At 60.5% G+C, this 25,703-nt stretch carries 19 protein-coding genes and 10 pseudogenes; 15 read left to right on the forward strand and 14 right to left on the reverse strand.

The features are described 5' to 3' along the window. The first annotated feature begins 236 nt into the window (after positions 1-236). Both IVB27_RS17815 and IVB27_RS17820 read left to right on the forward strand, forming a co-directional pair. Positions 237-1,265, forward strand: a pseudogene (locus IVB27_RS17815) (IS110 family RNA-guided transposase). A 650-nt stretch (positions 1,266-1,915) separates the two neighbouring features. Continuing rightward, positions 1,916-2,368 carry an ester cyclase gene (locus IVB27_RS17820; RefSeq protein ID WP_247444698.1) on the forward strand — a complete coding sequence of 151 codons (453 nt, stop codon included), beginning with the start codon at positions 1,916-1,918 and terminating at the stop codon, positions 2,366-2,368. A gap of 728 nt (positions 2,369-3,096) precedes the next feature. On the opposite strand, the gene IVB27_RS17825 is transcribed toward IVB27_RS17820, so the two are convergent. Then, entirely contained in the window at positions 3,097-3,357 is a 261-nt protein-coding gene (locus IVB27_RS17825; RefSeq protein WP_247444682.1) for a molybdate ABC transporter substrate-binding protein, read from the reverse strand. On the opposite strand from IVB27_RS17825, the pseudogene IVB27_RS17830 reads away from it, so the two are divergent. Beyond that, positions 3,307-4,235, forward strand: a pseudogene (locus IVB27_RS17830) (glycosyltransferase family 4 protein); the annotation flags it as partial. The gene IVB27_RS17825 and the pseudogene IVB27_RS17830 overlap by 51 nt on opposite strands. A 149-nt stretch (positions 4,236-4,384) precedes the next feature. Further along, positions 4,385-4,900, forward strand: coding sequence for a PRC-barrel domain-containing protein (locus IVB27_RS17840; RefSeq protein ID WP_247444684.1), 516 nt, complete (start codon positions 4,385-4,387; stop codon positions 4,898-4,900). A gap of 277 nt (positions 4,901-5,177) precedes the next feature. On the opposite strand, the gene IVB27_RS17845 is transcribed toward IVB27_RS17840, so the two are convergent. Continuing rightward, on the reverse strand, positions 5,178-5,405 hold the full coding sequence (locus tag IVB27_RS17845; RefSeq protein ID WP_063994963.1) for a hypothetical protein: 228 nt from the start codon (positions 5,403-5,405) through the stop codon (positions 5,178-5,180). 197 nt (positions 5,406-5,602) lie between these two features. Between IVB27_RS17845 and IVB27_RS17850 the strand changes: the two genes are divergently transcribed. The 6 genes from IVB27_RS17850 to IVB27_RS17875 all read left to right on the forward strand — a co-directional run bounded on the left by IVB27_RS17850 (position 5,603) and on the right by IVB27_RS17875 (position 10,261). Next, positions 5,603-6,703: a DUF1236 domain-containing protein gene (locus IVB27_RS17850; protein WP_247444685.1), complete on the forward strand. Its 1,101-nt coding sequence runs from the start codon at positions 5,603-5,605 to the stop codon at positions 6,701-6,703. Between the two features lie 25 nt (positions 6,704-6,728). Then, the gene (locus IVB27_RS17855) at positions 6,729-7,049 is read left to right on the forward strand and encodes a hypothetical protein (protein WP_247444686.1); all 321 of its coding nucleotides are present in this window, start codon (positions 6,729-6,731) and stop codon (positions 7,047-7,049) included. A gap of 522 nt (positions 7,050-7,571) precedes the next feature. Then, positions 7,572-8,501: a non-homologous end joining protein Ku gene (gene ku / locus IVB27_RS17860; RefSeq protein ID WP_247444687.1), complete on the forward strand. Its 930-nt coding sequence runs from the start codon at positions 7,572-7,574 to the stop codon at positions 8,499-8,501. A 50-nt stretch (positions 8,502-8,551) separates the two neighbouring features. Continuing rightward, positions 8,552-8,779: a hypothetical protein gene (locus tag IVB27_RS17865; protein WP_247444688.1), complete on the forward strand. Its 228-nt coding sequence runs from the start codon at positions 8,552-8,554 to the stop codon at positions 8,777-8,779. Between the two features lie 232 nt (positions 8,780-9,011). Next, positions 9,012-9,239, forward strand: coding sequence for a hypothetical protein (locus IVB27_RS17870; RefSeq protein ID WP_247444699.1), 228 nt, complete (start codon positions 9,012-9,014; stop codon positions 9,237-9,239). A gap of 95 nt (positions 9,240-9,334) precedes the next feature. Continuing rightward, positions 9,335-10,261: a L,D-transpeptidase family protein gene (locus tag IVB27_RS17875; protein ID WP_247444689.1), complete on the forward strand. Its 927-nt coding sequence runs from the start codon at positions 9,335-9,337 to the stop codon at positions 10,259-10,261. 82 nt (positions 10,262-10,343) lie between these two features. Here the strand turns inward: IVB27_RS17875 and IVB27_RS17880 are convergent. The 4 genes and pseudogenes from IVB27_RS17880 to IVB27_RS17895 form a co-directional block, all read right to left on the reverse strand. Continuing rightward, positions 10,344-10,603 (reverse strand): annotated as a pseudogene (locus tag IVB27_RS17880) (hypothetical protein). A 213-nt stretch (positions 10,604-10,816) separates the two neighbouring features. Beyond that, positions 10,817-11,056, reverse strand: a pseudogene (locus tag IVB27_RS17885) (IS5 family transposase); the annotation flags it as partial. Positions 11,057-11,215: 159 nt separating this feature from the next. Next, on the reverse strand, positions 11,216-12,106 hold the full coding sequence (locus IVB27_RS17890; protein WP_247444690.1) for an MBL fold metallo-hydrolase: 891 nt from the start codon (positions 12,104-12,106) through the stop codon (positions 11,216-11,218). Continuing rightward, the gene (locus tag IVB27_RS17895) at positions 12,106-12,978 is read right to left on the reverse strand and encodes a Bug family tripartite tricarboxylate transporter substrate binding protein (RefSeq protein ID WP_247444691.1); all 873 of its coding nucleotides are present in this window, start codon (positions 12,976-12,978) and stop codon (positions 12,106-12,108) included. The genes IVB27_RS17890 and IVB27_RS17895 overlap by 1 nt, the downstream gene beginning before the upstream one ends. Before the next feature lie 295 nt (positions 12,979-13,273). Here IVB27_RS17895 and IVB27_RS17900 point away from each other — a divergent pair, with 295 nt between their 5' ends. After that, on the forward strand, positions 13,274-14,077 hold the full coding sequence (locus IVB27_RS17900) for an IclR family transcriptional regulator domain-containing protein (protein ID WP_247444700.1): 804 nt from the start codon (positions 13,274-13,276) through the stop codon (positions 14,075-14,077). 178 nt (positions 14,078-14,255) lie between these two features. On the opposite strand, the gene IVB27_RS17905 is transcribed toward IVB27_RS17900, so the two are convergent. Next, positions 14,256-15,281 (reverse strand): EAL domain-containing protein, encoded by a 1,026-nt coding sequence (locus tag IVB27_RS17905; protein WP_345946888.1) that lies wholly within the window; start codon positions 15,279-15,281, stop codon positions 14,256-14,258. Between IVB27_RS17905 and IVB27_RS17910 the strand changes: the two are divergent. Continuing rightward, positions 15,251-15,508: pseudogene (locus tag IVB27_RS17910) on the forward strand (transposase); the annotation flags it as partial. The gene IVB27_RS17905 and the pseudogene IVB27_RS17910 sit on opposite strands and share 31 nt — an antisense overlap. A 2-nt stretch (positions 15,509-15,510) precedes the next feature. Here the strand turns inward: IVB27_RS17910 and IVB27_RS17915 are convergent. The 5 genes and pseudogenes from IVB27_RS17915 to IVB27_RS17935 all read right to left on the reverse strand — a co-directional run. Next, positions 15,511-15,769, reverse strand: a pseudogene (locus IVB27_RS17915) (IS110 family transposase); the annotation flags it as partial. A gap of 216 nt (positions 15,770-15,985) precedes the next feature. Next, positions 15,986-17,137, reverse strand: a complete 1,152-nt coding sequence (locus IVB27_RS17920; protein WP_247444692.1) for a PAS domain-containing sensor histidine kinase — start codon at positions 17,135-17,137, stop codon at positions 15,986-15,988. A 1-nt stretch (position 17,138) separates the two neighbouring features. Beyond that, positions 17,139-17,927, reverse strand: coding sequence for an alpha/beta fold hydrolase (locus tag IVB27_RS17925; protein WP_345946889.1), 789 nt, complete (start codon positions 17,925-17,927; stop codon positions 17,139-17,141). 362 nt (positions 17,928-18,289) lie between these two features. Further along, on the reverse strand, positions 18,290-18,769 hold the full coding sequence (locus tag IVB27_RS17930) for a response regulator (RefSeq protein WP_247444694.1): 480 nt from the start codon (positions 18,767-18,769) through the stop codon (positions 18,290-18,292). Next, a complete protein-coding gene (locus tag IVB27_RS17935) occupies positions 18,766-21,483 on the reverse strand; it encodes a PAS domain S-box protein (RefSeq protein ID WP_247444695.1) in 2,718 nt (905 codons plus the stop codon). The genes IVB27_RS17930 and IVB27_RS17935 overlap by 4 nt, the downstream gene beginning before the upstream one ends. A 143-nt stretch (positions 21,484-21,626) precedes the next feature. Between IVB27_RS17935 and IVB27_RS17940 the strand changes: the two are divergent. Both IVB27_RS17940 and IVB27_RS17945 read left to right on the forward strand, forming a co-directional pair. Continuing rightward, positions 21,627-22,010, forward strand: a pseudogene (locus tag IVB27_RS17940) (helix-turn-helix domain-containing protein); the annotation flags it as partial. 1,703 nt (positions 22,011-23,713) lie between these two features. Further along, positions 23,714-24,403 (forward strand): annotated as a pseudogene (locus IVB27_RS17945) (glucan biosynthesis protein); the annotation flags it as partial. A gap of 35 nt (positions 24,404-24,438) precedes the next feature. Here IVB27_RS17945 and IVB27_RS17950 read toward each other — a convergent pair. Together IVB27_RS17950 and IVB27_RS43620 are read right to left on the reverse strand one after the other, a co-directional pair. Then, on the reverse strand, positions 24,439-24,615 hold the full coding sequence (locus IVB27_RS17950; RefSeq protein WP_247444696.1) for a hypothetical protein: 177 nt from the start codon (positions 24,613-24,615) through the stop codon (positions 24,439-24,441). Between the two features lie 144 nt (positions 24,616-24,759). After that, positions 24,760-25,106, reverse strand: a pseudogene (locus IVB27_RS43620) (transposase); the annotation flags it as partial. On the opposite strand from IVB27_RS43620, the pseudogene IVB27_RS17960 reads away from it, so the two are divergent. Next, a pseudogene (locus IVB27_RS17960) lies at positions 25,107-25,667 on the forward strand (IS3 family transposase); the annotation flags it as partial. Positions 25,668-25,703 lie beyond the last annotated feature (36 nt).

Genomic DNA, 25,703 nt, shown 5'->3' on the forward strand with positions numbered 1-25,703 from the left:
GCTCAAGGGATTCTCCCGCCGTAAAGCGTCACCGGTCTGAACCGGCACCTTTTGAAATGTTAGCGAGAATCGGCGTCAAATGCCACAGCCATCAACAAGATTAGCTCAGAGGCGACGAGCTGATCGAGAGAGGCGGGCGACGTCCGCTCCTGATGCTGTGGACGGCTCCTCCACGGGCACGAGAGTGCCAAACAATGGGCGCCGTTTAAGGCTCCCACGATTCGGAGGAGCAACCTATGCAGTCAGTTTCAACAATCGGTCTGGATATCGCGAAGTCGGTCTTTCAAGTGCATGGGGTCGATGCAGCCGGCCAAGTGATCATACGCCGTCAGCTCAAGCGCCGTTTCGTCTGTCCTTCTTTGAGAAGTTGCCGACGTGCCTCGTGGGGATCGAGGCTTGCGCGTCCTCGCATTATTGGTCGCGCGAGCTGCAGGCGTTGGGGCATACGGTGCGATTGATGCCTCCGGCCTATGTGAAGCCCTACGTTAAGCGGCAGAAGAACGACAGCACCGATGCGGAGGCTATTTGCGAGGCGGTCACAAGGCCCAACATGCGGTTCGTGCCGACCAAGACCATCGAACAACAGAGCTGTCTGATGCTTCATCGCGTGCGCCATCTCTTCATTCGCCAGCAGACTGCCGTCATCAACTCGATCCGCGCATATCTGGCCGAGTTCGGGATTGTTGCCCCCGTCGGGCGCAGGGGTGTCGAACAGCTGTTAGAAGTCGTCGCCGATCCAGCCGACCGCCGAGTTCCGGAGGTGGCCCGCGCGTGTCTTTCGGCTCTCGGCGGCCAGTTGCGGGCACTGAAGGCTCAGATCCTGGAGTTCGATAGGCATTGTTGCCTGGCATCGATCAAAGGCGACGAGCAAGCGACTGGATGCGATCTCTGGCGTCGGTCCAGCACTGGCAACGGCGCTAGTCGCGAGCGTTGCCGATGCCAAGACCTTCCGATCGGGGCGGGACTTCTCGGCCTGGGTCGGGCTCGTGCCGAAGCAGAACTCGAGTGGGGGCAAGGACAAGCTTGGCCGGATCAGCAAGCAAGGCGATCGCTATTTACGCAGCCTATTCACAGCGGGCGCACTCGCCGTGATCCGCTATGCCAAGATCCATGGCACAAGCCATCGGCCTTGGCTCACTGCGTTGTTGGCACGGCGCCCTACCAAGGTCGCAGCCATCGCACTCGCCAATAAGCTCGCCAGGATGGCATGGGCGATGATGGCCAGGAACGAACCCTACAAGGAACCCGCCGGCCTTACGGCGTGAACGAGATCACAGCCGGTCATCCGGCTGTGACGTAACGGTTGGAAGGGCGAACAGCACTAATGCAGCGCCGGTCGATCCGGCGATCAGGACAACCCACATGGGCCATGGCATCTTCGAATGCGTGCTTTTGATCGGGACCTGATCCGCGGAGGGCATTATGGCCAGCGGTCATGAGTACCGCACAAGAAGGCCGAACACACGGCTGCTCCGACCAACGCCGCAGGTGAAGATTCTCCTTGCCAACCCGGAGCCGTCCACACATGGCCATCGGCGAAAGTGGCGGCATCCCTCCGCGAGGTTCACTCACTGAGGCATAGCGGACGAGAATTGCTCAGTTTGATTTCTTTCGCCTTGTGACCCGAAGCCGACCTGTGTTGGCGCAGCGGCCGATCGGAAATCGGGTGGATCAATCTGCGTGAAATCCTATCGTGGGCGGGCGCACATAGGAGCACGACATGCACAAGTTTCACTCTATCGCAGCTCTTTGTGGAGATGGCCTCCGACCAGAACTGCGAGAGCTGTTCGAACGGCTGGCGATTGATCCTCAGTCTGGGCTGCACATCCGTCCCGACGGCATGGTCCAAGCCGGCCCCGATCCCATCTGCAAGGCGTCCACTCGAACTGAAAACACAAGCAGAGGAATTAGCTACATGTCGAAGGAAAGTGACAACAAAGCGATCGTGGGTCGCTGGTTTACAGACTTTTGGGGCGCGACCTGCAACCTGAAGATCGTGGACGAACTCGCAGCGCCGGACATGCTGTTGCAATATTCGCTTCACGAACCTCGTCGCGGCCGCGACGACATTAAAGCCTTCATGACTGACTTTCGAAAGGCGTTTCCGGACCTCAACTTCTGGGGTGCGGCTGACCTGATCGCGGAAGGCGATTACGTTGTTGGACGCTGGGAAGGTGGTGGCACGCACACCGGGCCCGCCTTCCGCGACTTTTTGGCGGGATCACTGCCTGCCAACACAGGGCGCAACATGAAGTTCACCGGTACGACCGTCCTGAAGCTCAAGGATGGCAAGATTGTCGAGGAGATCGGCCTCGACGATGGTGTGGCGGCCTTGACGCAGCTTGGACTTATCAAGGCTGCCGCATAGGCGTATTTCTAATGTGACGAACAGCGGGCTGGCCTTCTCCAGAGGGCCGGCCCTAGGTCCGCTTCTGGCCCCTTCGTGACGTGCCGGCCCGATCTAACCACGTCCGCTTATCCAAGTAGACCGGAAGTCGTCGCCTCACGGCCAAACCGACGAGCTCAAGCGCCGGGAAGCTTCCTTTCGGCTGCTCTATGAAGAAAACCCAATTCCGATGTGAGTGGCGGAGTCCCATTCGCATCGTTTCCTCGCCGTGAACGCGGCGATGTGTAGTCATTTTGGCTACAAGCGCGAAGAGTTGCTCGCGATGACCGTGTGTTTCGGCATGGAATAAGCCAACGCCGATTGACAGTCTCGCACTGGTCATCATTCCATACATGTCAAATGAAGGATGCAAGAACCGTTGGGGGTCAATGAAGCTTGAGGCGCATTGGGACTGGCACATCGGGTGTGTCGTGAAGATAGGAGGCAACTCCATCCGTGAGGAGTACGTCCAGATCGGCCCATCTATAAAGTTCAATCCGCCGTCCCCAAAATCGAATTAAGCCGGTGAGCGCCGCGTGTCCGGTTTGGGTCAATCGCGTCGGTGCAGACCTCTACCTGTCACTTCCGATCCACCCCGAACAGCGGACATAATAAAACCGTCGCACTTGGTCCGGAACGGGCCAACAGCGGAAGTGGGAAACGTTTGGAAGCGCGGGAGGCGTTTACCGCCGACAGGTTGACCCGTCGGATCAACCGGGATCCATGCCCTTGGACTTGATGATTGCAACGGCCGCCGGACCTTTGAGGTATTCAATGAGGGTCTTGGCAGCGGCGGTTTCTTTCGCTTCCGATCCAACCGCCGCCGTAAAAACTACGTTTTGTTGCAGTTCGGCCGGAAATGGACCGACGACTTCCAAACCCGGAGCGGTGAGAACGTTGATAAGGAATATGCCCAACTCGACTTCACCCTGTTCGCAAGCGGTGACTCGATGACGAAGGGAAAGTTCCACGCGGTGTGGCCGCGCGCGCTGCGCCTGGGGCGGAAGGGTGCGGATCCGAACGCCGCCTGCGCGCTTCTGATCGAGGCCATCGCCGAGCGCTCGCGCGACTTCGACGTGATCCACTCACACGTCGACTGGTTGCCCCTTCCGGTGCTGAGCCGGACCGGCGTGCCTTTCCTGACGACGATGCACGGCCGGCTCGATCTTCCCGGTCTGCCCCAGGTAATCGGTGCCTTTGCGGACGCTCCATTCGTCTCGATTTCCGCCGACCAGCGTCGGCCGCTTCCGGAGGCGAACTGGATCGCGACGATCCAGCACGGACTGCCCAAGGATATGTTTAGGCCCTCCTACGAACCGGGTTCGTACCTGGCCTTTCTGGGGCGGCTGACGGCGGACAAGGGACCGGAGGACGCCATACGCATCGCACGTGCGGCGCGGATGCCGCTGCGGATCGCCGCCAAGATCCCTCGCGCGGAGACGGCCTACTTCAAGAACAAGCTCGAGCCGAACATCGACGGCCGGCAGGTCCAGCTCGTCGGCGAGGTCGACGATGCGAAGAAGCAGCCTTTCCTCGCCAACGCAGCGGGCCTGCTGTTTCCGATCATTGGCCCGAGCCATTCGGTCTGGTGATGATCGAGGCGATGGCGTGCGGGACGCCCGTGATCGCCTATCGATCAGGTTCGGTGCCGGAAGTCGTGGAGGACGGCGTCACCGACTTCATCGTCGACGGTGAGGAGCAGGCGATCAGAGCGGTGAAAGAACTGCGCCGGCTGGACAGACGAGTGGTCCGCGCCCGGTTCGAGGAGCGCTTCGTCGCAAGCCGGATGGCGAACGATTACGAGACCCGATATCGCGAGCTGGTCGCCCGCGGAGCGCGCTTTACGTGAGAGATCTATTCCGCGGCTCGCTTGGGGGCGCTGGAAAAGCCGGCTGCCTATCGACCTTGGCGATCCGTTCCGGGTCGGGAACAAGCGGTAATTGGCGGCGTTGAGGCCGGCATCCGGACGGGTGCGGCTCACGTTGGAGGAGAAAATCTATGAAAAGCTTTCTTGCTGTCGCCTTGCTTGGAACTGCCGTGATCGGCGGCGCTGCTTTCGCGCAATCTACTCAGCCCGTGGATCGCGCCGCGACGGCGGCGACCGCCCAGCCGGCCGATGCGAAGATGGCGCTCAAGGGAAATTGGCGCGCCTCGAAGCTGATGGGCCTGAACGTCTACAACGAGGCCAACGAGAAGCTCGGCGACATCAACGAATTGCTCGTCGACAAGAACGGCAAGATCCACGCGGTGGTCATCGGAGTCGGCGGCTTCCTCGGCATGGGCGAGCACGACATCGCCGTCTCGATGGACAAGCTGAAGTTCGTTGAAGAGCCGGTCCGGACCAGCTCGAGCGGCACGTCGACCACGTCGCGCGACACGACCACGACCGGGACCGCGTCGACAACCACGACGAACCGCACCACGAACGATTGGGTCCCCGACCACGCCGTCATGAGCGGCAACAAAGAGCAATTGAAGGCGCTTCCGCAGTTCAAATACTCGGACTACAACTAGCGCGACGCGTGCTCTCGGCGAATTAGGGCCCCAACTACGGGGCCCTTTTTTTGTGCCCTTGGGAGCCAGTGTACTGACTGCAACGCAAAACGGCCCGCCCAGATCATTGGGCGGGTCGTTCATCCGTGCGGTGTATCCGCTCAGTGCATGTGAACCAGGAAATAGCCGACGCCGCCAACAACCAGGACGGCGGGAACGGCCCACAAAATCAGTACGGGCATTTCTCCTCCAATCGCTGTCAGAACGCTTCAGACGGCTCTTGACGCCGCCGCGGCTATTACTGCTCGGTGCAGACCTTCGTGGTCTTGACCGCGGACTCCGCCTCGACCTTGGTCTTGTAGACGCCGTCGCCCACGACCGTCGTGGTGGTGGTGGTCGGCTTGCTGTCGACGATTGTGCACTTCTTGGTGGTGGCGTCGCGCACGATGTAGAACTCGGCGGCGCTGGCGGCCTGCGTGCCGAGGGCGAAGGCGGCGAGAGCGCCGCACACGATAAGCTTCTTCATGATGTCCTCCTCAAAGTGAAAAATGACTCGTAAGTAGTCATCGCCAACGACGCCGCGCGACCGAAGTTCCCACTCTCGCGATCTGCACCATTTCGGGACAACAGAAACCGCGCTTCCCGCGGAATTGCCAAGTTTTCCCGCAATGGAACCCAGCGTCCCGCCCGAGGTTGTTCGACGTCCGCATTAAGGAGGTTCAGATGAACAAGCGATTATTCTTGGCTACCACCGCTGCAGTCGCGATCGCGACTTCCGCTTTTGCCCAGTCTTCTCCGAGCACGTCGAATTCCAATCTGCCGACGCGTCAGCAGGATTCCACATCCACGACGCCGTCCTCTTCGACGCCGTCGTCATCTTCGGGATCCGCACAGTCCGCCAATCCTTCGGCGAATTCGGCCCAGACGCAGTCTCCGTCCTCGACCGGTCAGACCGCTGCAGGCCAGTCGTCCAATTCGGGCACGGGTACCAACACCACGCAGGCGCCGGCCTCGAACAACTCGACCAACCAGGCTCAGACCAATCAGCCGTCCAATCAGACCACGACGCCTCCCAACCAGGCGCAGACCAATTCTCCTTCGAACACGAATACCCAGACGCAGAGCGCCAATCCGCCCGCCTCAGGCACCAACCAAGCGCAGTCGCCGACGGGTAGCGGTTCGACGAACACGGCGCAGCAGCCGAACAATCAGCAGAACACGGCCGATCGTTCCTCGAACACCAACGTGAACGCGTCGGTGAACATCAACGACCAGCAGCGAACCCGGATCAGCACGTCGATTTCGCATCTGAACGTGCAGCCCCTCAACAACGTGAACTTCTCGTTGTCGGTGGGCACGGCCGTGCCGCGCGATATCCGCTTGCAGCCGCTGCCGGCCGAGGTCGTCGAGATCGTCCCGCAGTACCGCGGTTACAACTTCGTCCTGGTCAAGGACGAGATCGTGATCGTCGAACCGTCGACCTACAAGATCGTGACGGTCCTGCCGTACTCCGGCCGCTCGACGGCCGCTGCGCCGGCGAGGACGGAGCAGCGCAAGGCGACGTTCAGCGATCGTGATCGCGAGGTGATCCGGAAGCACGCCAAGGTTCGCCCTGTCGAGCGCGAGCGGCAGACCACCGGCAGCACCGTGCGCACCGAGATCCGCAGGGGGGAGCGCCTGCCGGAAGGCGTGGAAGTCGAGACTTTCCCCGAGGAGGTTTACCGCGAGGCGCCGAGCCTGCGGGAGTACCGGTACATCAACCGGGATAGCCGCACCTACATCGTCGAACCAGGGGAACGTCGCGTCATCGAAGAGATCGATTGATCTTGTCACACCAAGGAGAACGAACATGAGAACTATTGCTCTCGGAGCGTTTGTCGCCACCGCCATGCTGGCGTCGGCGGCCTCGGCAGCGCCGCTCAACCCAAGCCCGGTCGGATCCACAGAGGCGGCAAACATCGATCAGGTCCGCCTGGTCTGCAGCGAGTATGGCCGCTGCTACCGGACCCGTGGCCCACGATACGTGCAGCGCTATTACGGCGGCGACGACGGCTACGTGGTGCGCAGAAGCTACGGCTCCTACGGCGGTCCGGGCTACTACGATCGCGGGTACGGCTATTACGGAGGCGGGCCGAGCATCGGCTTCAGCTTCGGCACCGGCCGCTGGTGATTGATGCTTCAGGCGCCGCCCTTCGGGGCGGCGCCTTTCGGATTTAATCGACTAGGCCAGTCCTGCCGCGCCCAGACTCGCGCGGCGCTCCCGCTCATCACGCGTACGAAGGGGTGCTGCCAGCGCTGCTTCGCTCCGCAAGGGAACGATCGGCCCTCTGCCGCGTCGAATCCTTGCTCTCGGCACCCCTTGCCACCCAAGCCCCAGCCGGGAGCGAAACCTAGCCAATAGGTTGGCGACCTCGATCCCGGTCGAGGTCGTTACCTTTTCCCCCTAGTGACGGACCGTGGCCGCTGGGGGAGGAGCAAGCGTCCGAGGGCACTTGATCCGGACGTCGTCCTCGTCCAAAGACATCATCCGCGGCCCATCGAGGCGTTGCCTGCGAACGATGCTCGAGGACCGCGCGGACAAGGCGCCGCCGGGTGTGGCCTCAATGTGCGGTGGACACCTCGGGCATTGTCGGAACTGTGTCGCCCCGTTCGTCTTGAGTCCATGTCCCCGTACCTGGAGCGTTGCGTACACATGGCCCCCCGCGCGAACTGGAAAGGCTTTCTGAGGCTGTCGCTCGTCACGTGCCCCGTCGCGCTCTACCCGGCGACGTCGGAGAGCGAAAAGATCTCCTTCAACCAGCTCAACCGTCAGACCGGCCGCCGCATCAAGTACCTCAAAGTCGACGCCGACACCGGCGACGAGGTGCCCAACGAGGACATCGTCAAGGGCTACCAGCTCGAGAAGGACCAGTTCATCGAGGTGACCAAGGAGGAGCTTGAGGAGATTGCGCTGGAATCCACCCGCACCATCGAGATCGACGAGTTCGTCGACAAGGCCGACATCGATCCGCGCTACCTGATCCGCCCCTACTACATCCGCCCCGACGGCAAAGTCGGCCACGACGCCTTCGCGGTCATCCGCGAGACCATCCGCGAGATGAACAAGGTGGCGATCGGGCGGGTGGTGCTGACCAACCGCGAACACATCATCGCGCTCGAGCCGATGGACAAGGGTCTCGTCGGCACGCTGCTGCGCTATCCGTACGAAGTGCGCAGCGAACACGAATACTTCGACGAGATCCAGGACGTCAAAGTCACCAAGGACATGCTCGATCTGGCCAGGCACATCGTGAACCAGAAGGCGGGCAGCTTCGAGCCGGAGAAGTTCGAGGACCATTATGAAAGCGCGCTGATCGAGCTCATCAACCAGAAGCGGGCCGGCAAGCCGATCGTGCCGAAGGATCGACCGAAAGGCGAGAACGTCGTCGATTTGATGGACGCGCTACGCAAGAGCGTGGGCAGCGCAGCAGCCAAGACCGAGGCGCCGAAAAAGCCTGCCAAGAAGACGAAGAAAGCTGCGGCGGCCCAGAAGGAGATGCTGATGCCGATCGCCGGCAAGAAGCCGGCCAAGGAAACAGCAGTGAAGAAGCCCGCGTCAGGAGCGCGGCGGAAGTCGGCGTAGGAACCTGGGGCTCTCGATGGCGCTTGCTACAGCAAACGTAGGAGGACCGCATGGATGAGCGCGAAATCTCGGCGATGACGGAGGCCTCCGGGCTGACGAAAGATCAGGGCGGCTTTGAGAATCCTCCTCGGGAAACGCCGCGGACGAGGAAGCAAACGGACCTCCGGCAGTCCGTGGATGAATTGGCCGAGCGGCTCCGGAAGGCGACGGTGGAGGCGCCGCTGCGCTCGCTGTTGGCGGCCTTCGTACTGGGAGTCTGGTTCGCTCGGCGGCGTTGAACGTCGCGGCCGCCGGCAGTCTCCATCACCAAAGCTGAAGACTTACCGGACATGGCTTGGCATCCACGACCTCGCCATCGCGGCCCCCCTCGATCAAGGCGGCGCTGGAGGCCTGGGGCGCCGGCACAGATGCTCTCCGCCTGGCCCGGAATGAGTGGCCGGAAATATACGTCGGAACGGAGTTTGTCCGGGACGCGTTGAGCAGGCAGTGATCCAGATTCGGAGAATGCAAATGAAATGTATTATGTCGGTGGCCTTAGTGGCCGCGATTTCGTTCGCCTTAGCACCCGCCGCCGACGCCAAGGGCTGCATCAAAGGCTCCATCGTCGGTGGCGTCGCCGGCCACATGGCCGGACACGGCAAGCTTGGCGCCGCCGCGGGTTGCGCCATTGGTCACCACGAAGCGAACAAGGCCGACGCCAACAAGGCAAACGCTCAGGCGCCTGCGGATCGAAAGTGATGGGCTTGCGTCGTCGCGCGCCGGGTCGGAGCGCGGCTTTCGGAGGTATCTTTATTTGCCTAGCGCTGGCGACGAGCTCCGCATTCGGCAAGGAAATGAAGGCTGCGGCGATCGACACGGCGGAGCCATCGAGGAAGACGCTCTCGAGCGAGAAGCCGACCCCGGCGGGGGTGAGGCTGCAGGTTCTGCTAGATCGGGCGCACTTCTCCCCCGGCGAGGTTGATGGCAGGTTCGGAGAGAATGCGAAGAAGGCCCTATGCGCCTATGAGGAGGCGCAGCAATTGCCGGCCTCGGACGACGTCAGTCCCGAGGTTTGGGGGAAGCTCGCGGCGGACGGTCGTCCCGTGACGATGAACTACACCATCGCGGACCAGGACGTCGCAGGACCGTTCCTCAAGAAGCTTCCCGCGAAGATGGAGGACATGAAGGACATCCCGAAGCTGTCCTACGCCAGCCCGCGCGAAGGTTTGGCCGAGAAGTTTCATATGAGGGAGGACCTGCTGTCCGCCTTGAATCCGGGGCGCAACCTCGACCGGGCCGGCGAGTCAATCGTCGTGATCGACACCGGGGCCGAGCAGAGCTCCGAGAAGGCGGCCAAGGTCGAAGTCGACAAGTCTCGCCAGACGGTGAAACTCTTCGATAAGTCGAACGCCCTGATTGGATTCTATCCCGCGACGATCGGCAGTGAGGAGAAGCCATCTCCCTCGGGCACATTGAAGGTGACGGAGATCGATGGCAATCCGATCTACCGCTATAACCCGGCCTACCACTTCAAGGGCGTCCATTCGCGCAAGCCGTTCGTCATCAAGCCGGGCCCGAACAATCCGGTCGGTTCAATGTGGATCAATCTCTCGGCAGATGGCTACGGGATCCACGGCACGCCGTTTCCGGGAAAGGTGTCCAAGTCGGAATCGCACGGGTGTGTCCGTCTCACGAACTGGGACGCCGAGCGCGTCGCGGAACGGCTTTCCAAGGGCACGCCGGTAGAATTCGTCGACCAAGGGAATCGGGGCCGCCAGTAAAAGAAGACGGGGCGGGTCACATCGCAATTTTGGAAGCCAAGTGTTGCGGCGCGACAAATTACATCCGCTCGCGGGCTCAGTGTTAGGGCGTGCATTCCGGGCAGGTGTCGCCGATCGAATCCAGCACTTCGCGGACCTCGGCCACCGCCTGATCCGGAGACAAGCCGGTCGGGGGGGCTGCCTGGCGATGGCCAACGCGTGCTCTCGCGCATGCGGGTCGGCACGGTCCTTTGCCCAGCCGTGCTCCTCGCATTCGTAGATGGCGCGGGCTTCCTGCAGCACGTGGATCGCCCAGCCTCGCAGGGTCCGGATCGCCCTCGGTCTTTCCTTCGTCATCAGCATCGAGATCGCTCCTGCCGAGACGAATCCTTGGGGCCGCCGGCTCGTTCCTGGCCGTTAGCACGGGTCAGGGATTCCGAAATGCGGTGGCTCCAGCTTGTCCACGTGTTCCGTGGGGCTGTGCAGAACCTACGCGGTCGGCGCCGGGTCTTCCTTCACGCCGCGGGCGACGATCCGAAGCGCACCGTCCGGCAGCGGCCGCTGCAGCTGACCGGCGGCCAGTGCTTCCATGATCCGGTCCCAGACGCCAGCCCGCCGCCACCGGACGAAGCGATTGTAACAAGTGGTGCGGGGACCGTACTTCTCCGGCAAATCGCGCCATGGCGCACCTGAACGCAGGACCCAAAAGATCCCATTGAGCACGCGACGGTCGTTTACGCGCCGAACGCCGCGCGGCTTGTTCGGTAGCATCGGTCTGATCGCGGTCCATTCGTAGTCGCTGAGCTCATAGCGCATGATTCGAGGCTCCCGTTTCGAGCTTGAATCACTTCTCGGGTAGCGTCATCAACCCGCCATAACTTATGGCGCCGCCGCTAATGCTTTTAACTTTCGTTTTCGGACTTGGCCGGACTTGCTACTAGCTCGACCTGGGCGCGAATGACACAAAGCGGCACTCTAGACGCAAGTGCGTCCGGCGATGACCGTCTCGCCTATCTCGAAGCTCATCAGATCCTCGCCAACTTCAAGCGGTCCAGCATAGGTCTCGCGCGTTGCCGCGATCAGTTCGTCAACGGTCGGTGCCGTCACCGTGTCGCTGGCGAGCATTACGAGGTGCGTGAACGCGGCAAGTTTCGGCTGCGTTTGGGCAAAAACGCGACCGGCTTCTTGCGGTGAAGTATGATGATTAACAATGCGCTGGATGTAGGCTTCGCCCAGCAGTTCCGGCCGCGCCATTGCGACCTCGTGCACCAGCAGGTCGGCGCCCTCGCCGTAGCGCAGGACGTTCGCGTTGTAGCGGGTATCGCCTGATATGACTGCCACGCGGCCGCGGTACTCGATGCGATAACCGTAGGCCGGCTTGATGGCATCGCCGTGATCGACCGTGAAGGCTATGATGCGCAGATCATTGGCCTTGTATACGACGCTGTCCTCGTCAAACTCCTCCACAGCTATCGCGACATGCTCTCGCGCGAGCTTTTCGTCTTCCACGCGGATCTCGATGTCGCGAGCATAGGCCTCTTCGAGATGATGCATCAGCCTCGCTGTGCCTACCGGGCCGATCACACTGAATGGCCGCTGTCGGTTGCCGAAATGCGAGCTCAGCCAGCCAGTCAACCAGAGATCGGGAATGCCGACGGTGTGATCCGAATGAAAATGGGTCAGCAACAATGCGTCGATCTTGCCGATAGGAATACCAAGTTGGAATAGGCGCATGGTCGCGCCGCGCCCGGCGTCAATCAAGATGGTGTGATCGCCGGCCTCGATCAGCGTGCTCGGACCGAAACGATCGGGACGAGGGATTGGCACCCCCGTCCCGAGCAAGGTAACTCGAAAATCGGCTGTCACTATTGCTGGACCTTTATGCCGGCGTCGGCGACGACCTTGTGCCAGTGCGCGACCTGGTCGCCAACCAGCCGGCCGAACTGCTCGGGCGTGCCGCCTGCGGCTTCAGCGCCGATCTTCGCCAGTGCGTTTCGTACCGAAGGCTTCTCCAGCGCCTTGTTGATCGCAGCGTTGAGCCGTGCGACTGCCGCCTTTGGAGTGCCGTGCTTGACTGCAAAACCGGTCCAGTCCTCGACAACCAGTGACGGGAAGCCGGCTTCCACGATTGTCGGAACGTCCGCGAGGATCGGCACGCGCTTCGGACCGGTCACCGCGAGCGCCCGCAGCTTGCCAGTCTTGATCAGGTCGACCACCGGCAACATGGTGATAAACATGAACGCGTTGGTGCCGTTGAGCAAATCGCCGATCGCTTGCGGAAATTGTGCATAGGAAACGTGCTGGGCTCGCGTGCCAGTTTGCAGCTTGAACTGCTCCCCGATCAGATGCGCCGGCGTGCCGAAACCTCCAGAGGAGAAAGTCAACTTGTCGGGCTGGCTCTTCAGAAGCTCCACCAGCTCCGCGACGGTCTTGGCTGGCACGGTTGGATTGACCACCAACACGTTGTAGGAGACGGTCGCCTTGATGACTGGATCGAAGTCCTTGTCGAGATTGAACGAGATATTCGGCACGAGCGACGGCGCCGCAACTGATGGAACGGACATCGCATAGAGGCTATTGCCATCCGCCGGCTGGGTGAGGACGTCGGTCGCCGCGATGGTGGTGACGCCGCCGGGCCGATTCTCGACGATCACGCGCCAGCCCTCGGATTCCGTCAGCTCCTTCGAGACGATGCGGCTGATGATATCGGGTGGCGTGCTGGCGGAAAACGGCGCCACGAATCGAACCGTTCCTGTTGGAAACGGCGTCTGCGCGCCAGCGTGTGATGCCGAGGCCACAAGCAGGGCTAGGGTCGCGATCGACAAAGAAGGGATGCAGCAAAGCAGGTGGGATTTCATGGAAGTCTCCATCGGAAGACGAGAATTCGAAGTTGCAAATCGTGGCCTGCAGGCACGCCACCTTTTAACGTGACGGCCGCGATTACCAGAAAAATCGACGTGCATTCCGCAATGTGGAACGCTATGTTCCACATTGCGGAAACAACAATTCCACAGTGTGGAACGTAGGTTGGAGATGGCGGGCTCGAAAGTGATTAAGAGCTTGGAGCGCGGTCTCCTTGTGCTCCAAGCGCTGCAAATGCAGCCTGATTCGTCGCTGCAAGAGCTTTACGCCTTCACGAACATATCCAAACCGAGCCTGCTGCGGATCCTTCACACGCTCGGACGATCGGGTCTGGTTACGCGACGCCTTGCCGACGGGCGCTACCGCATCGGCGCGACGCTTGCGCACGCGCCTTCGCGTCGCGAACATCGTGACCGTATCGCGGAAGCCGCGGCACCGATCCTTCAGCGATTGTGTGAACGCGTGTCCTGGCCATCCGATTTGATGGTGCCTGCCGGCGATCATATGGAAATCCGCGAAACCAGCCGTTCGCGCAGCCCGATCCTGTTGCAGGAGGAGCGGATTGGATTACAGGTGAATTGGCTCCTGACGGGAGTTGGACGAGCTTATCTGGCCTACTGTCCTGCCAAAGAGCGGCAGCGAATTTTCGAGATGCTGCGCACATCAAGCAAAGCGGAAGACCGCTTGGCGCGAGAGCCGGCGCGCCTCAATGCCATTCTCGCGGAGGTACGAGCGCGCGGCTACGCAACCCGCGATCCAACACATGTCGGCGGCTGGTATGGCCGACCTCCGCATGCGGACGGCCTGATTTCGATTGCGGTTCCCCTGCGTGACGGACCTCGGGTCCTGGGATCGATTAACATTGTCTGGCTCAAAACCGCCTTTTCGGTCGAGGCCTTTGCCTCCCGGCATCTCGGCGAGCTTCAGGATGCCGCAGAGGAAATTGTCAATTCGCTTCGGCGTCGAAGACGTTGAGGTCGACTTTTGGCGCCAAGGGAGGCGGCATCGCCCAATGTCCACTCGCGGGCCTTCACGGCCTGAAGCCCCTTGTGTGGCAATATCGCGTCATTTAGCTGCGCTGCAAATTTGGTCGCTACCGGCGCATAGCGCCCTCTGGTAGGCCGTCGGCTCGGCAGATTTATGGGTTCACGGCCTAGTCCAGTCGGGCCAAATCAGGCCGTCTTCGGTGCTGGGGTCGCTTGAGAGAGATAGGACTCATGCAATTCGCGCATACTCTTCGCGATGAGATAGCAATTACTCGAATGCCTCGGCAGGCAGTGGCTTCGAGAACAAGTAACCCTGTAATTCTTGACAGTTCTCCAATCGAAGAAACGTCGCTTGAGCAATCGTTTCGAACGCCCTCGGCGGTCACGTCGAGGTTCAGATTTCGTGCCAGCGCCATGATCGATCGAACGATTGCAGAATCTTTCGGCGCAGAGTTGGCACATGCGTTTTGCAAGAAACTGCGATCGATTTTGATGCGCGTCAAAGGATAACTTGTGAGGCAACTCAACGAAGCATAACCCGTCCCGAAATCATCGAACGCAATGCTCACCCCCATCGCCCTGAGTTCTCTCAAAGGTGAAAGCAGGGCTTCATCCTGGAAGAGTGCAATGTTTTCGGTGATTTCGAGTTCTAAAGCCTGCGGCGGCAATCCGCTGTCTTGCAGAGCACCCTTGACGTCCTGAAGCAGCGTTCCCTGCCGAAAGTGGACGGCAAAGAGGTTTACCGCGACTCTCAAGTTGCCAAGTGTCTTCTCACGCCATGAGACAGCGCTGCGACAAGCAGACGCCAAAATCCACCGTCCGACCTCGAGCGATATCGCACTCTCGGCAAGCGCCTCGATGAAGACCGCCGGCGCTATCAGCCCACGAGTCGGATGTTGCCACCGGAGCAAGGCCTCCGCGCCAACGATTGCGGCGTTATCGGAGCGGACCTGTGGCTGAAAATAAAGGACAAATTCCTTGTTGGTCCATGCGCGACGGAGCTCGTTGTCGAGGACACGACGAGATTCGGCTTTGGCCCGAAGCGTTGGAACGAATTCCTGATACGCCGACCACCGGCACCTTTTGCACTGTGCAGGGCCAGATCGGCATTCGCGAGCAGAGTGTCGGCGTCGGAGGCGTCGGCGGGAGCGATGGCGAGACGATGAGCAGACGAGCACGCCGGAATCACTCACCGGCCTTCAAGGCGAAGGTGGCTCTGGCCGCCGTCAAAGGCGATCGGACCATAGCCTAACTTACCGAGCATTTTGACGTTCACCCCAATCAGATTACGGCGTGGAAATCGCAGCTTGAGGGCAATGCTTCCGGGATTTTCGGACCAGGGGGCGGGCCGCCGGCCGCGCCTGCAGTCGATGTGAAGTCGCTGCATGCCAAGATCGGAGAGCTGACGCTGGAGAATGATTCCTAAGAAACGGCAGCAACTACTTTCGGCTCCAAGGGCTGGAGAACAAAGCCGAATGCCTTGGCACGCCGATGCAAATTGTTAACCACTCGCGTCCGGTAACGCGTCTCGTAGGACGAGGCCCCGGGATCGACATAGTCTATTCCGTATCGCACAGCATTGTAGAACAGAACTGCGATCTTGCGGGCCGTGGCGGTCACGGCCTTGGCCTTGCCGATGCGCGCTGAAAGCCCGTCTATAAAAGGCGCCGAGCGCGGTGTCTGGACCAGTTGGCCTGCTGGCGGGATCATCCAGCGGCTTTCGCGGGCCTCCGCCCTTGGGGCGTTTCTGGTCCATGCCACCAATTGCGCATAAGCTTTTTGCATCGCACAAGCACCTCAGAGGGAGAACGGACAAGGAGGGATTGGGTGCGGCAAAAGCTCGCCGTCACGCGGATCTGTTTACGTCGATACTGGAGAAACGCGCCCGTCCGTTTATTTAGCCGGGCCGCAGCGACCCGTCGCCTTCGAGAGGCATCCGGAACGTGAACCGCGTCTCCCGCTCCGAAGAGGCGACATCAAGCGTGCCGCCGTGGGCCTTCGCGATCTCCGCGGCTATGTAGAGACCAAGGCCGAGTCCTTCCGAGGGGCCATGTGCGGTTCCGCGATAAAACGGCTGAAACAGCCGCTTCCGAGCTTCTGCGGGTATCGACGCTCCGTTATTGGCCACAAAAAGTTCGAAGACCCCGCTTTTGGTCATGGCACCGATACGCACCGGCCGGTCCGGCGCGCCGTGGCTGATCGCGTTGCCGAGCAGATTGGAAAATAGCTGTGCGATGCGGGCCGGATCGCAGAAGACAGGGGTCTCGAGTTCGAATTGCGTTTCGATACCACGGTCCGGGTGGGCGGTGGCGAGTTCCGCGATTACTTGATCGAGTACCGGCTCGATTCCAGTGATCGACTTCGAAACCGAGATGCCTCCGCCCAAGCGGCCCCGCGCCAGGTCCATCACGCTGTCGATCATCTTCGCCATGCGGCCGACGCTGCTTTGCATCATGGCTTCGAGCCTGAGCCCGTCCTCCGGCGTCTTGGCCTTCAGCATCAGCCGCGCCCCGGCGGCGATGGACGCAAGCGGATTGCGAAGGTCATGGCCGAGAACCGCGATGAACTGTTCGCGCAGCTCCGCATTCTCCCGCTCCTGGCGCAGGCGTTCCTCGAGCGCGACCTTCAGTTCGTCGCTTTGCTTACGGGCATCGATCAGATCGCGCTCATAGCGGCGCCGGTCGGCGGCGCGCAGCACGGTCAGCCGCGTGAACAGCAGGGCACCGGCGTCGTCCCTGCGTTCGCGCGCGTTAGCGATGGCGGGCAGCCGCTTCCCATCTTTGGTGAGGAGATCCAGCGCGAATTCGTCAAAGAAGCCCTGCATACGCAGGAGGGGCGACACATGCGTCTCGAAGAAGATCCGCCCGGCCATGTTGAGCAGCTCGCTGAGCCGCAAGCCGGGGAGATCGTCGGCGGCATACCCGGTCCATCCCGCGAGCGTCTTGTTGGCACGGTCGATGCGCCCGTCGGGTCGCAGCGACAGGTATCCGCAAGGCGCGTTTTCGTACAGGTCTTCGAAGTCGCTGTCGCCCGCGAGGGAATTTATCACGTCAGACGAACTCGCGGATGGCGGTCACTACTTCGGCCGGAGCGCTCAGATTGGGACAGTGGCCGGTCGCCTTTAGCACGGTCATCTGGCTGCCGGGGATGTTGCGCTGGACGTAGGCGCCGACTTGCATCCCGGCGATGATGTCTTCGCTGCACTGGAGGATAAGGGTGCGCGCCTTGATCTTGGCCAGGTCCCCGCGGTTGTCGGAAAGGAACGTAACCCGGGCGAACTCCTTGGCGATCGCGGGATCGGTCCGGCAGAAACTGTTGGTCAGTTCCTCGCCGAGTTCGGGCCGGTCTGGATTACCCATGATGGCGGGCGCCATCTGGGCGGACCATCCCATGTGGTTCTCCTCCAAAAACGAGAGGAGTTCCTCGATTTGCTGGGCGCTGAAGCCGCCGACATAGTCGCCGTCATCTATGTAGCGCGCAGACGGTCCCACCAGGACCAGGCTTTCGAACAGTTCAGGGTCTTTGATTGCGGCAAGCACGCCGATCATCGCGCTGACGGAATGCCCTACGAAGACGGCGCCCTTCAGGCCGAGCGCGCGGCCGATCTCAACGACATCGTCGGCATAGCCGGCCAACGTAGAATATTTCTGGCGGTCATATGCGCTGAGATCGGAGCGCCCCGCCCCGACATGGTCGAAGAGGACTGTGGTGAAATCTGCCTCAAAGGCAGGTGCTACGAAGCGCCACATGTTCTGGTCGCACCCGAAGCCATGAGCGAACATCATTGCCTGCTCGCCACTGCCACGGACCTGCACATTGTTTCTAAATTTGACTGCCACTCTGACGGACTCCTGCGCGTACATCGCGCATTCTCGAACTCAGAAAACATTATACCCAAACGGGGCGACGCATTGTTGCTTACCGTTGCCGTGATTCAACCATGCCGTTGCTGCGCCGGTTCCAAGCCGGCAGGGCACACTCCATCGATATGAACGCTTATTCCCATTAGCCTTGTGCCCACCACATTTTTGCCGTCGTAACTGGCATCGCACCCGTTCTTATTGCAGTCGACTCGCACGAATGGTTATCGCGAGAGCGCATTTCCGATCCGGCCTCGCTGCCTGGGAAGTCGTAAACGCGCCCCACTCGGCAGTTTTCCGGGACTCACTTAAATGCGCCCGTTGTGGCCGATCAGCTCGTATCAATTCGGATTCGAGATGACTGTCCGAACCAAGCTTATAAGTGATACCATGGTATAGGGCTTTGTCAGCCATCCTATGGGGCGGAACGGCTCGGCTCGCGCGCGCGTCTGATGATCGTCATTCGCCGTGGCGAATACACACCGCAAACCAAGACCGCGGAACAGGTCACCGGCGGCATCAATTCCGTCACGACGGCCGGCGAGACGAACGTCCATGATGACGAGGACTGGCCTGCGCTGATTTGCCATTTCAAGCGCTTCCTCAGCCGTAGCCGCCACCCCAGTGACGCTGAATCCGGCATCCGTCAAGGCACTTTCGGCCTCCATCGCGATCAGATAATCGTCTTCCACAATCAGGATGCCGCCGGCGTTACCGAGCTGCTCCGTCGGGTTTTGTCGTTCCGCTTCATTCCCTTCTTTGCCCGAACGATCGAATGGTGCGGCAAAGGATGTATAGTCGAAATGCGAGTGAAGCATCATGCGCCTCTTCCTGCGGAGAAACGCAGGGTCGCGCGTGACGGCATTCTAGTTACCTCGAAATCAGCATGAAGTTGGCGGGCGAGACCAAGTACAAGTCGCAGGCCGGACGATGTGTTGCGGACGGCTGATAAATCATACCCATTGCCATCATCTTCGACATGAAGCTCGAAATGTCCGTCGCGCTCGGTCAATCCCACTCGAACGCTGCCGGTGTCCCCGTCCTTGGCACCATGCTTGGCTGCGTTCGTCAGGAGTTCGTTCAAAATCAAGGCGAGCGGCATGGCGATCTCGTTGAACAATATGCCGCTTGCCTGAGTTCGAACGATCTTCACGTCTGATGGCAAAGTTTGCTGCACCGTCTCGACGACGGCCCCCAGGAATTGGTCCACGGAGAACTTGGCCGCGTCAGTCGTGCCGTAGAGCACGCGCTGTGCGGCCGCCATCGCTGCGATCCTCCCACTTGCCTCTTGCAGAACACGCCGCGCCTCCACGCTCTTGGCGCTCCTCGCAGCGCCGAACAGCAGCGATTGCAGGACCTGCATGTTGTTCTTGGTGCGATGATTGAGCTCATTGAGCAGGAGGCGCTGCTGCGTTTCGGCCTGCTTCCGCTCGCTTAGATCCACCAGCATGTTGATAGCGCCGGTGATCTTTCCGGAAGCGTCGCGCAAAGGAGTCGGAAATGGTATGAACGGCACCCGCGTACCGTCCGGTCGTTCCGCAACGGCTTCCGCACCGCGCACCGGCCGACCTTCCCTCAACGCGATCGCCATCGGGCATTGGTCGTGGGGCAGGAAGGTGCCGTCCGGATTATAGAGCTTCCAGGTCACGCACCATTCATCACTGCCGAGTGTCGGCGTTCGTCCGGCGAACTCGACGGCCATCTGGTTGAAATAGGTGATCCTGCCTTCGGCGTCCGTGGTATATATTGCCGCCGGAATTGCTGCGAGCAATTCTTGCAGCCGCCGCTCGCTTTCCTGAAGGCTTGCCTCGGCAATCTTCCGCTTCGTGATATCACGCGCGATTTTCGAGACTCCGACGATGCGTCCCCCGCGATCGCGTATGGGAGATAAGGTAAGGGAGATATCGATCAGGCTTCCGTCCTTGCGCCGACGAATAGTTTCAAAATGATGGATACGTTCTCCGTTCCGGATCAGCGCCAGGATTCTCGGCTCCTCGTCTTGACGATCAGGCGGTATGAGCAGCGTAATCGGCTGGCCTATCACTTCCTCCTTGTGATAGCCGAACAGTCGCACCGCGCCTTCATTCCAGGTCTGTATTACTCCTTCTAGATCTTTGCTTATGATCGCATCATCCGAAGATTGTACGATTGCGGCCAGTTGTCGGGTGTCGCGCTCGGCTGTGCGGCGCGCATCTTCCGCCGCTAGTCGTGACAGGCTAAATCCAAGAAGGCGCGCCAGCGCAAGCGACACGTCGATTTCCGCCTCACTGAAACTGTGCGGGATTGAGTGATATGCCATGAACTTTCCGGTGAGGCGCCCATCCCGCAGAAGCGGTATGAATGCAGCGGACCTGATACCTTCACGGATAATGGCTTGCTTCATTTCCTCGGGTAGCTCCGCGGCAGCGATATCTTCAACGCAGACGGAACGCGGGTCGGCTTCGTCCGGAGCCCACGGCGAGTGCCCTTCGACAGCGGACCGATAATCTTCAGAGAGGCTTCGCCACGCGGCAAACTTCATCACGCGGCTCTCGTCGAACAGCAGGATGGAGGCCCGCTCGCATCCCAGGGCCCGCGTGATGGCGGCGAGGGCAGCGTCATAGATCTCTTCAGTTGACCTGCAGTGCTGCAGCCTTTCCGAGAAAGCAAAAAGTGCAGCCTGCTCCTCCCTGCGCCGGGCGAGTTCTCCCTCGGTTCGCTTGCGGTCAGTAATGTCGTGCTGCACGCGAACAGCGTAAAGAAACCTGCCGGCGGCGTCTCGGACGCTGGACGAGGTCACAGACGCCCAGATATAACCTCCGTCCTTGCAGTAGATGCGCTTTTCAATGGTGTATCGATCCACCTCCCCCGCGAGTTGGCGGCGGAATTGCTCGCGATCGTCAGACACGTCCTCGGGAAGTGTTTCCTGAAATATGGTCCTTCCGACGAGTTCGGAAGCCGCATAGCCGGTTAGCCGGCACAGTTGCTGGTTGACCCGGAGCATTCGGCCGTCTTGGTCGGCCTCCACGATGCCGGCACCTACGTGCTCATAGGTGGCGGCAAGGCGCTCATCTCTCGCGCGCAGCCAGTCATCTCTGCGCGCAGCCGGATCTTCCAGACATCCTCCGCCGACGCGCTCGTGAAAGCAATTGATCGCGCCCTCCACGTCACCATTCTGGTCAAGCATCGGTGCAATGTTCACAACGGCCCAAATGTGGGAGCCATCAGGTCTTTCCACTCGACCTTCCAGGCCACGGACAGGAATTCCGGTCCTCAGGACCTCGGCCATCGGCGTCTGCTCGCGGGCGATTGGCTTCCCGTCGAAGAAAAGCTTGTACGATCCGCAAAAAAGTTCGGAATCATCGCCCAGACGCGGTGAACGGCCCCACAATTCTGTCGCTCTTGAGTTAAACCATAGGATCCGGCCACGCGCATCGCAGGCGTAGATGGCAACTGGAAGCTGCTCAAGAAAAGCTGCCGATGGATCTTGCCAAATGAACGGCCAGAGCGATTCGATGCGGTCGCGTTGAGACCCGGTGCCATTTCGGACGTCCATAACGCCCACCTCCCCTAAACCCGAACACAGGTAAAATACTACCATGATCGGCTGTTAACCTAAATCCCCGAGAACCACGAAGGTTTGAAGTTCTGAAAAGTTCCATCTCATCAGAAGGAAATAGCGCGGCACCAGCGTCGGATGGGCGGCAAAAACAGCATTCCGCGCTCCTCGATAAGACGCCGAAGTCCGATCGCATAGAATTGGTGCTGGCGCACATCCGTCAAAATTTGCAGAACCGATTGTCGATCGAGGAGCTTGCGGCGGTCGCCAACCTGAGCTCCCGCCAGTTCAGCCGCGCCTGGGTGAGACTCGCCAGTCACCAGCAAAAGCCGTGGAGAGGCTCCGGCTGGAGGCCGCTAGGTTCATGATCGAAGAGGGACAGCACACGGTTAATGTCGTGGCGCAAGAAACGGGCTTTGCGGACCGAGAACGCATGCGTCGCGCGTTCCACCGGACCTTCGGCGTGCCAGCGGAGATTGCGCAGGAACGCTCGACGGGAGGCGGAGGCGGAGGCGGCTGCCTGACTTTGGGCTATCAAAAAGGTAGGCTTGAGTCTGGCTCTCAATGCGGGTCCGAACGGCGCTCTCGGCCATTCGGCCCGTGCGTGAGCTCGGGTTCGGCGGCAGAGCATACCTCCTGGATGATAACCCGTCTGGGCTATCATCCACATTTCGGACAGTAGGAGCAGCCATGCATCGGGTAGGTCTCATTGTCCCGCACGACTTCAAGCTCTTGAGTCCTGCGCCCATGATGGCATTCGAAATGACGGGATTAGCTTGGAGACTGAAAACCGCATCCGGCTTTGGACCAATAGCCAAACCGCCGGTCAAATTGTACATAGCCCGCCATGTCGGACGAACATCGGCACTGCAAATGCGGTGCGGTCTACAGCCGTAACCGACCCCGCCGATGGGCCGTCCAAATGGACGTCCTTTTTGCTGTCCAATCCCATCCAAAACCTCCGTCCAAAGCAGGAGGCTTCTTCGCATAGCTATCCAGATCCCGAAGCAAGGGTTACGGCTAAGCGCTTACGAATATTCCCGTTTTGCGGAGACTTTCGGCGGAGAGGGGTTCGATCACGACTGCCGCCCGACCGCGGCATTCGTTCGAAGCGGCTCTCCTGCATCGACTAGGAAAAGTTGGGAATACGTCGGCTAGACTGCCGCGCGAGGGCGATAGCCCCGATCGCTACGAAATCGATAGGGTTTGTTCAAATCCTATCCTTGCAGCCAAATCAGATGCTGTGGCGGGTTGCTGCGATCAACAAGCCTGCGCCCCGCCCATAAACTTCCGCTTGGAAAGCTCGCCCAAAGGGGGACGAAGAGCACGGTTGAGAAGTAGCAATTGCCAGACAGGATTGAACTGTTATAACAATCCCGTCAGCTATTGATTTTATTGGGGTTTTCGGCCCGGCGATCTATTTTTGTGTGGCACCTTTGAGGGGCGCCGCGGAGCAAGGTCTAACACATTTAGTACAACGTCGCCACGGAGGCTCCGAATTTCCTGTCTGCGATTGCGCACTTGGGTACTGATGATTCAAATGGTCAGCGCGATGAAGGTTTTTCTGAAAAAGAGGGAAGAGGCCGCCCACTGAGGCGGCCTTAGTTCATCTTGCGCCGTAGCTTTTCGATAAGCTCGCGCTGTTCCTTGATGTCCTCCCCGACGACCTCGCGCAGTCCTTCCGTGCGCTCCTCGTCGGTGGGTTTCTTTGGGGCGGTGGCGCTCTCTTGCTCATTGGCTCAATCCATCTGGCGCAGCCGGGCAAGAATTGATTCAACGCAACGACTCCAAATTCTTTCCGGAATTTAGGAGCCTGATTCACATTTGTGATGGCGGGGATTTGTTAACCGGGAAAAACTGGCAACCCGGGTCTAGCGGAGCCATTTCATTTCGAAATCATTGTAACCGGAAGCGTGAGGGGGCCGCTGTCTTAGACGGCGGCGCTTTGCATAGGAACGTTGCTGCTGTTGTCAAGTTTTCCCGGTGCCCTTTCCTTGAGGGCGACCCCGATTGGCCCCAGCTCCATCGTTCCCTTTTGCCCCCAGAGCTGGGGCCTCTTTTCAAATCAGGCCACTGCGAAAATCAACTTAGGCCACTGAGGTCGGAAACAGGCCAGCGCCCGCACTTGCCTTGTGATGGCGGGTCTTCGCGCCAGTGATCCGCGGCGATGGAACTCGCGGGCGCGGCGGTCGTTGCTTGGCGCAGCAGCAGCAGCATAGGAGGGCACGTGAACCGACGCCAGCTTGTTCAAGGTTCGGCGTTACTGCCAGCATTGCTGATCGCACCCCAGAGCGGTTTCGCCGCAGCTCGTCCTTCCGACGGCGCGTTCGGGCCGTCCACGGTGCGGGACTTGGCCCGTATGCTGGCGGGCAAACCGTACGAGGCTCCGGACGAGAAGCTGCCGAGCAAATTGAACGACCTCGACTACGATCGGTACCGCTCGATCCGCTTCCTGCCCGAGCGTGCCCTCTGGCGGGGCAAGAATCTCCCGTTCGAAGCGCAGTTCTTCCATCGCGGCTTCTTCTACAAGAACCGCGTGAACATCTTCGAGGTCGCGGACCGAAAGGCCACCGAAATCAAATACCGCAAGGAGGACTTCTCCTTCGGCGAGAAGGTCCCGGCGTTCGAGGAGACCGATCTCGGGTTTGCCGGCTTCCGCATCCACGCGCCCATGAACCGCGCCGACTACTACGACGAGGTCTGCGTATTCCTTGGCGCGAGCTATTTCCGCGCCGTCGCCAAGGGGCAGACGTACGGCCTCTCCGCCCGGGATACAGGCGAACCCAAGGGCGAGGAATTTCCGCTGTTCAAGGCCTTCTGGCTCGAGCGGCCGGCGCCCGGAGCGACCTCGCTGGTGGTCCACGCTCTGCTCGACAGCAAAAGCTGCGCGGCGAGCTACCGATTCACCTTACGGCCACACTAGGTCTGAGGCACGTAGGAGCCGTAAAGAATTTATGCAGTTCGCTCCTGAGGTGCGACCTCGCCGTCAAGCCACTGCTGCTCCTCGGCGAGGGCGCGCCAAGCCTCCTCCATCCTCTTGTAGCGGTTCTTGGCGGGCTTGTTTTCGGCCTGCTCTGCAAGTGTCGCGCAGTTCTCAGCGCGCTCAAGATAGTGTTGGGACTGCTTCATTCACTCCGACCTTCTACGGAAGTTTGACTCCTGCCATATCTCTTCAAGCGCAATTGGGCTGGTCGGGGAAGCAAGTGCATCTCCAGCTTGCCGTTCCAAGGCTCGTCCCCGGTAACTGCTCGGCGGGCCACTAAGTTTCCCTGTCCCCAAATGGAGGAGTGTACGACCCACGGTCACGGCAGCGAGGCGCAGAAGTGCCGCCGCCCGGCCGCCGGATCGGCGCGTTCGCGACGAGAGCATTTTGCCGCCGGAGATCTTGTTGCTCGGCGCCAATCCCAGCCAGGAGGTAAAATGCTTTGCACTTGGCCACGAAGAGAGGTCGTCGCCGCATTCAGCGATCAGCTTCAGCGAGAGGTAAGGACCGAGGCCGTCGATGGTGCTGATGTCCTCTCCGAGCAACGCGAACAGCGCCTCGCGGAGTCAAAAGCTAGAGCGTTCGCCTGATCGGTTCGATTCCGACGCCGCGAGACTCGCGGGGCTGGTCCATGGCCATGGGGATAGAGGCACTCTATCGCCGTCCGCGCACCACCAAGCCCGAACCGGGCCACAAGATCTATCCGTATCTGCTGCGCGGTCTGGCGATCGAGCGGGCCAATCAGGTGTGGGCGATGGATATCACCTACATCCCGATGGCACGTGACTTTGTCTATCTCGCCGCGGTGCTCGACTGGGCGACCCGCCGTGTGCTGTCGTGGCGGCTGTCGATCACCATGGAGGCGGCGTTCTGCGTCGAGACGCTGGAGGACGCGATGGTCCGTCACGGCAAGCCGGAGATCTTCAACACCGACCAGGGCAGCCAGTTCACTGGGGCGGCCTTCACCGGCGTCCTCGCCAGCCACGACATCGCGATCAGCATGGACGGCAAGGGTGCCTGGCGGGACAACGTCTTCGTCGAGCGGCTATGGCGCAGCGTAAAATACGAGGAGGTCTATCTGCGAGCCTACGAAACCGTCGGCGAGGCGCGACATTCGATCGGCCGGCATCTCGACTTCTACAACCGCGCATCAGAACACCCATCTGTCTATGTTGTTGAAGAGAAGAGACTTTGCTGATTGGGATGCGATCCCGTGGGGTATCTTGGGTTCTGT

It is taken from the genome of Bradyrhizobium sp. 197, assembly GCF_023073375.1.
In the GTDB taxonomy this organism is placed as follows: Bacteria; Pseudomonadota; Alphaproteobacteria; order Rhizobiales; family Xanthobacteraceae; genus Bradyrhizobium.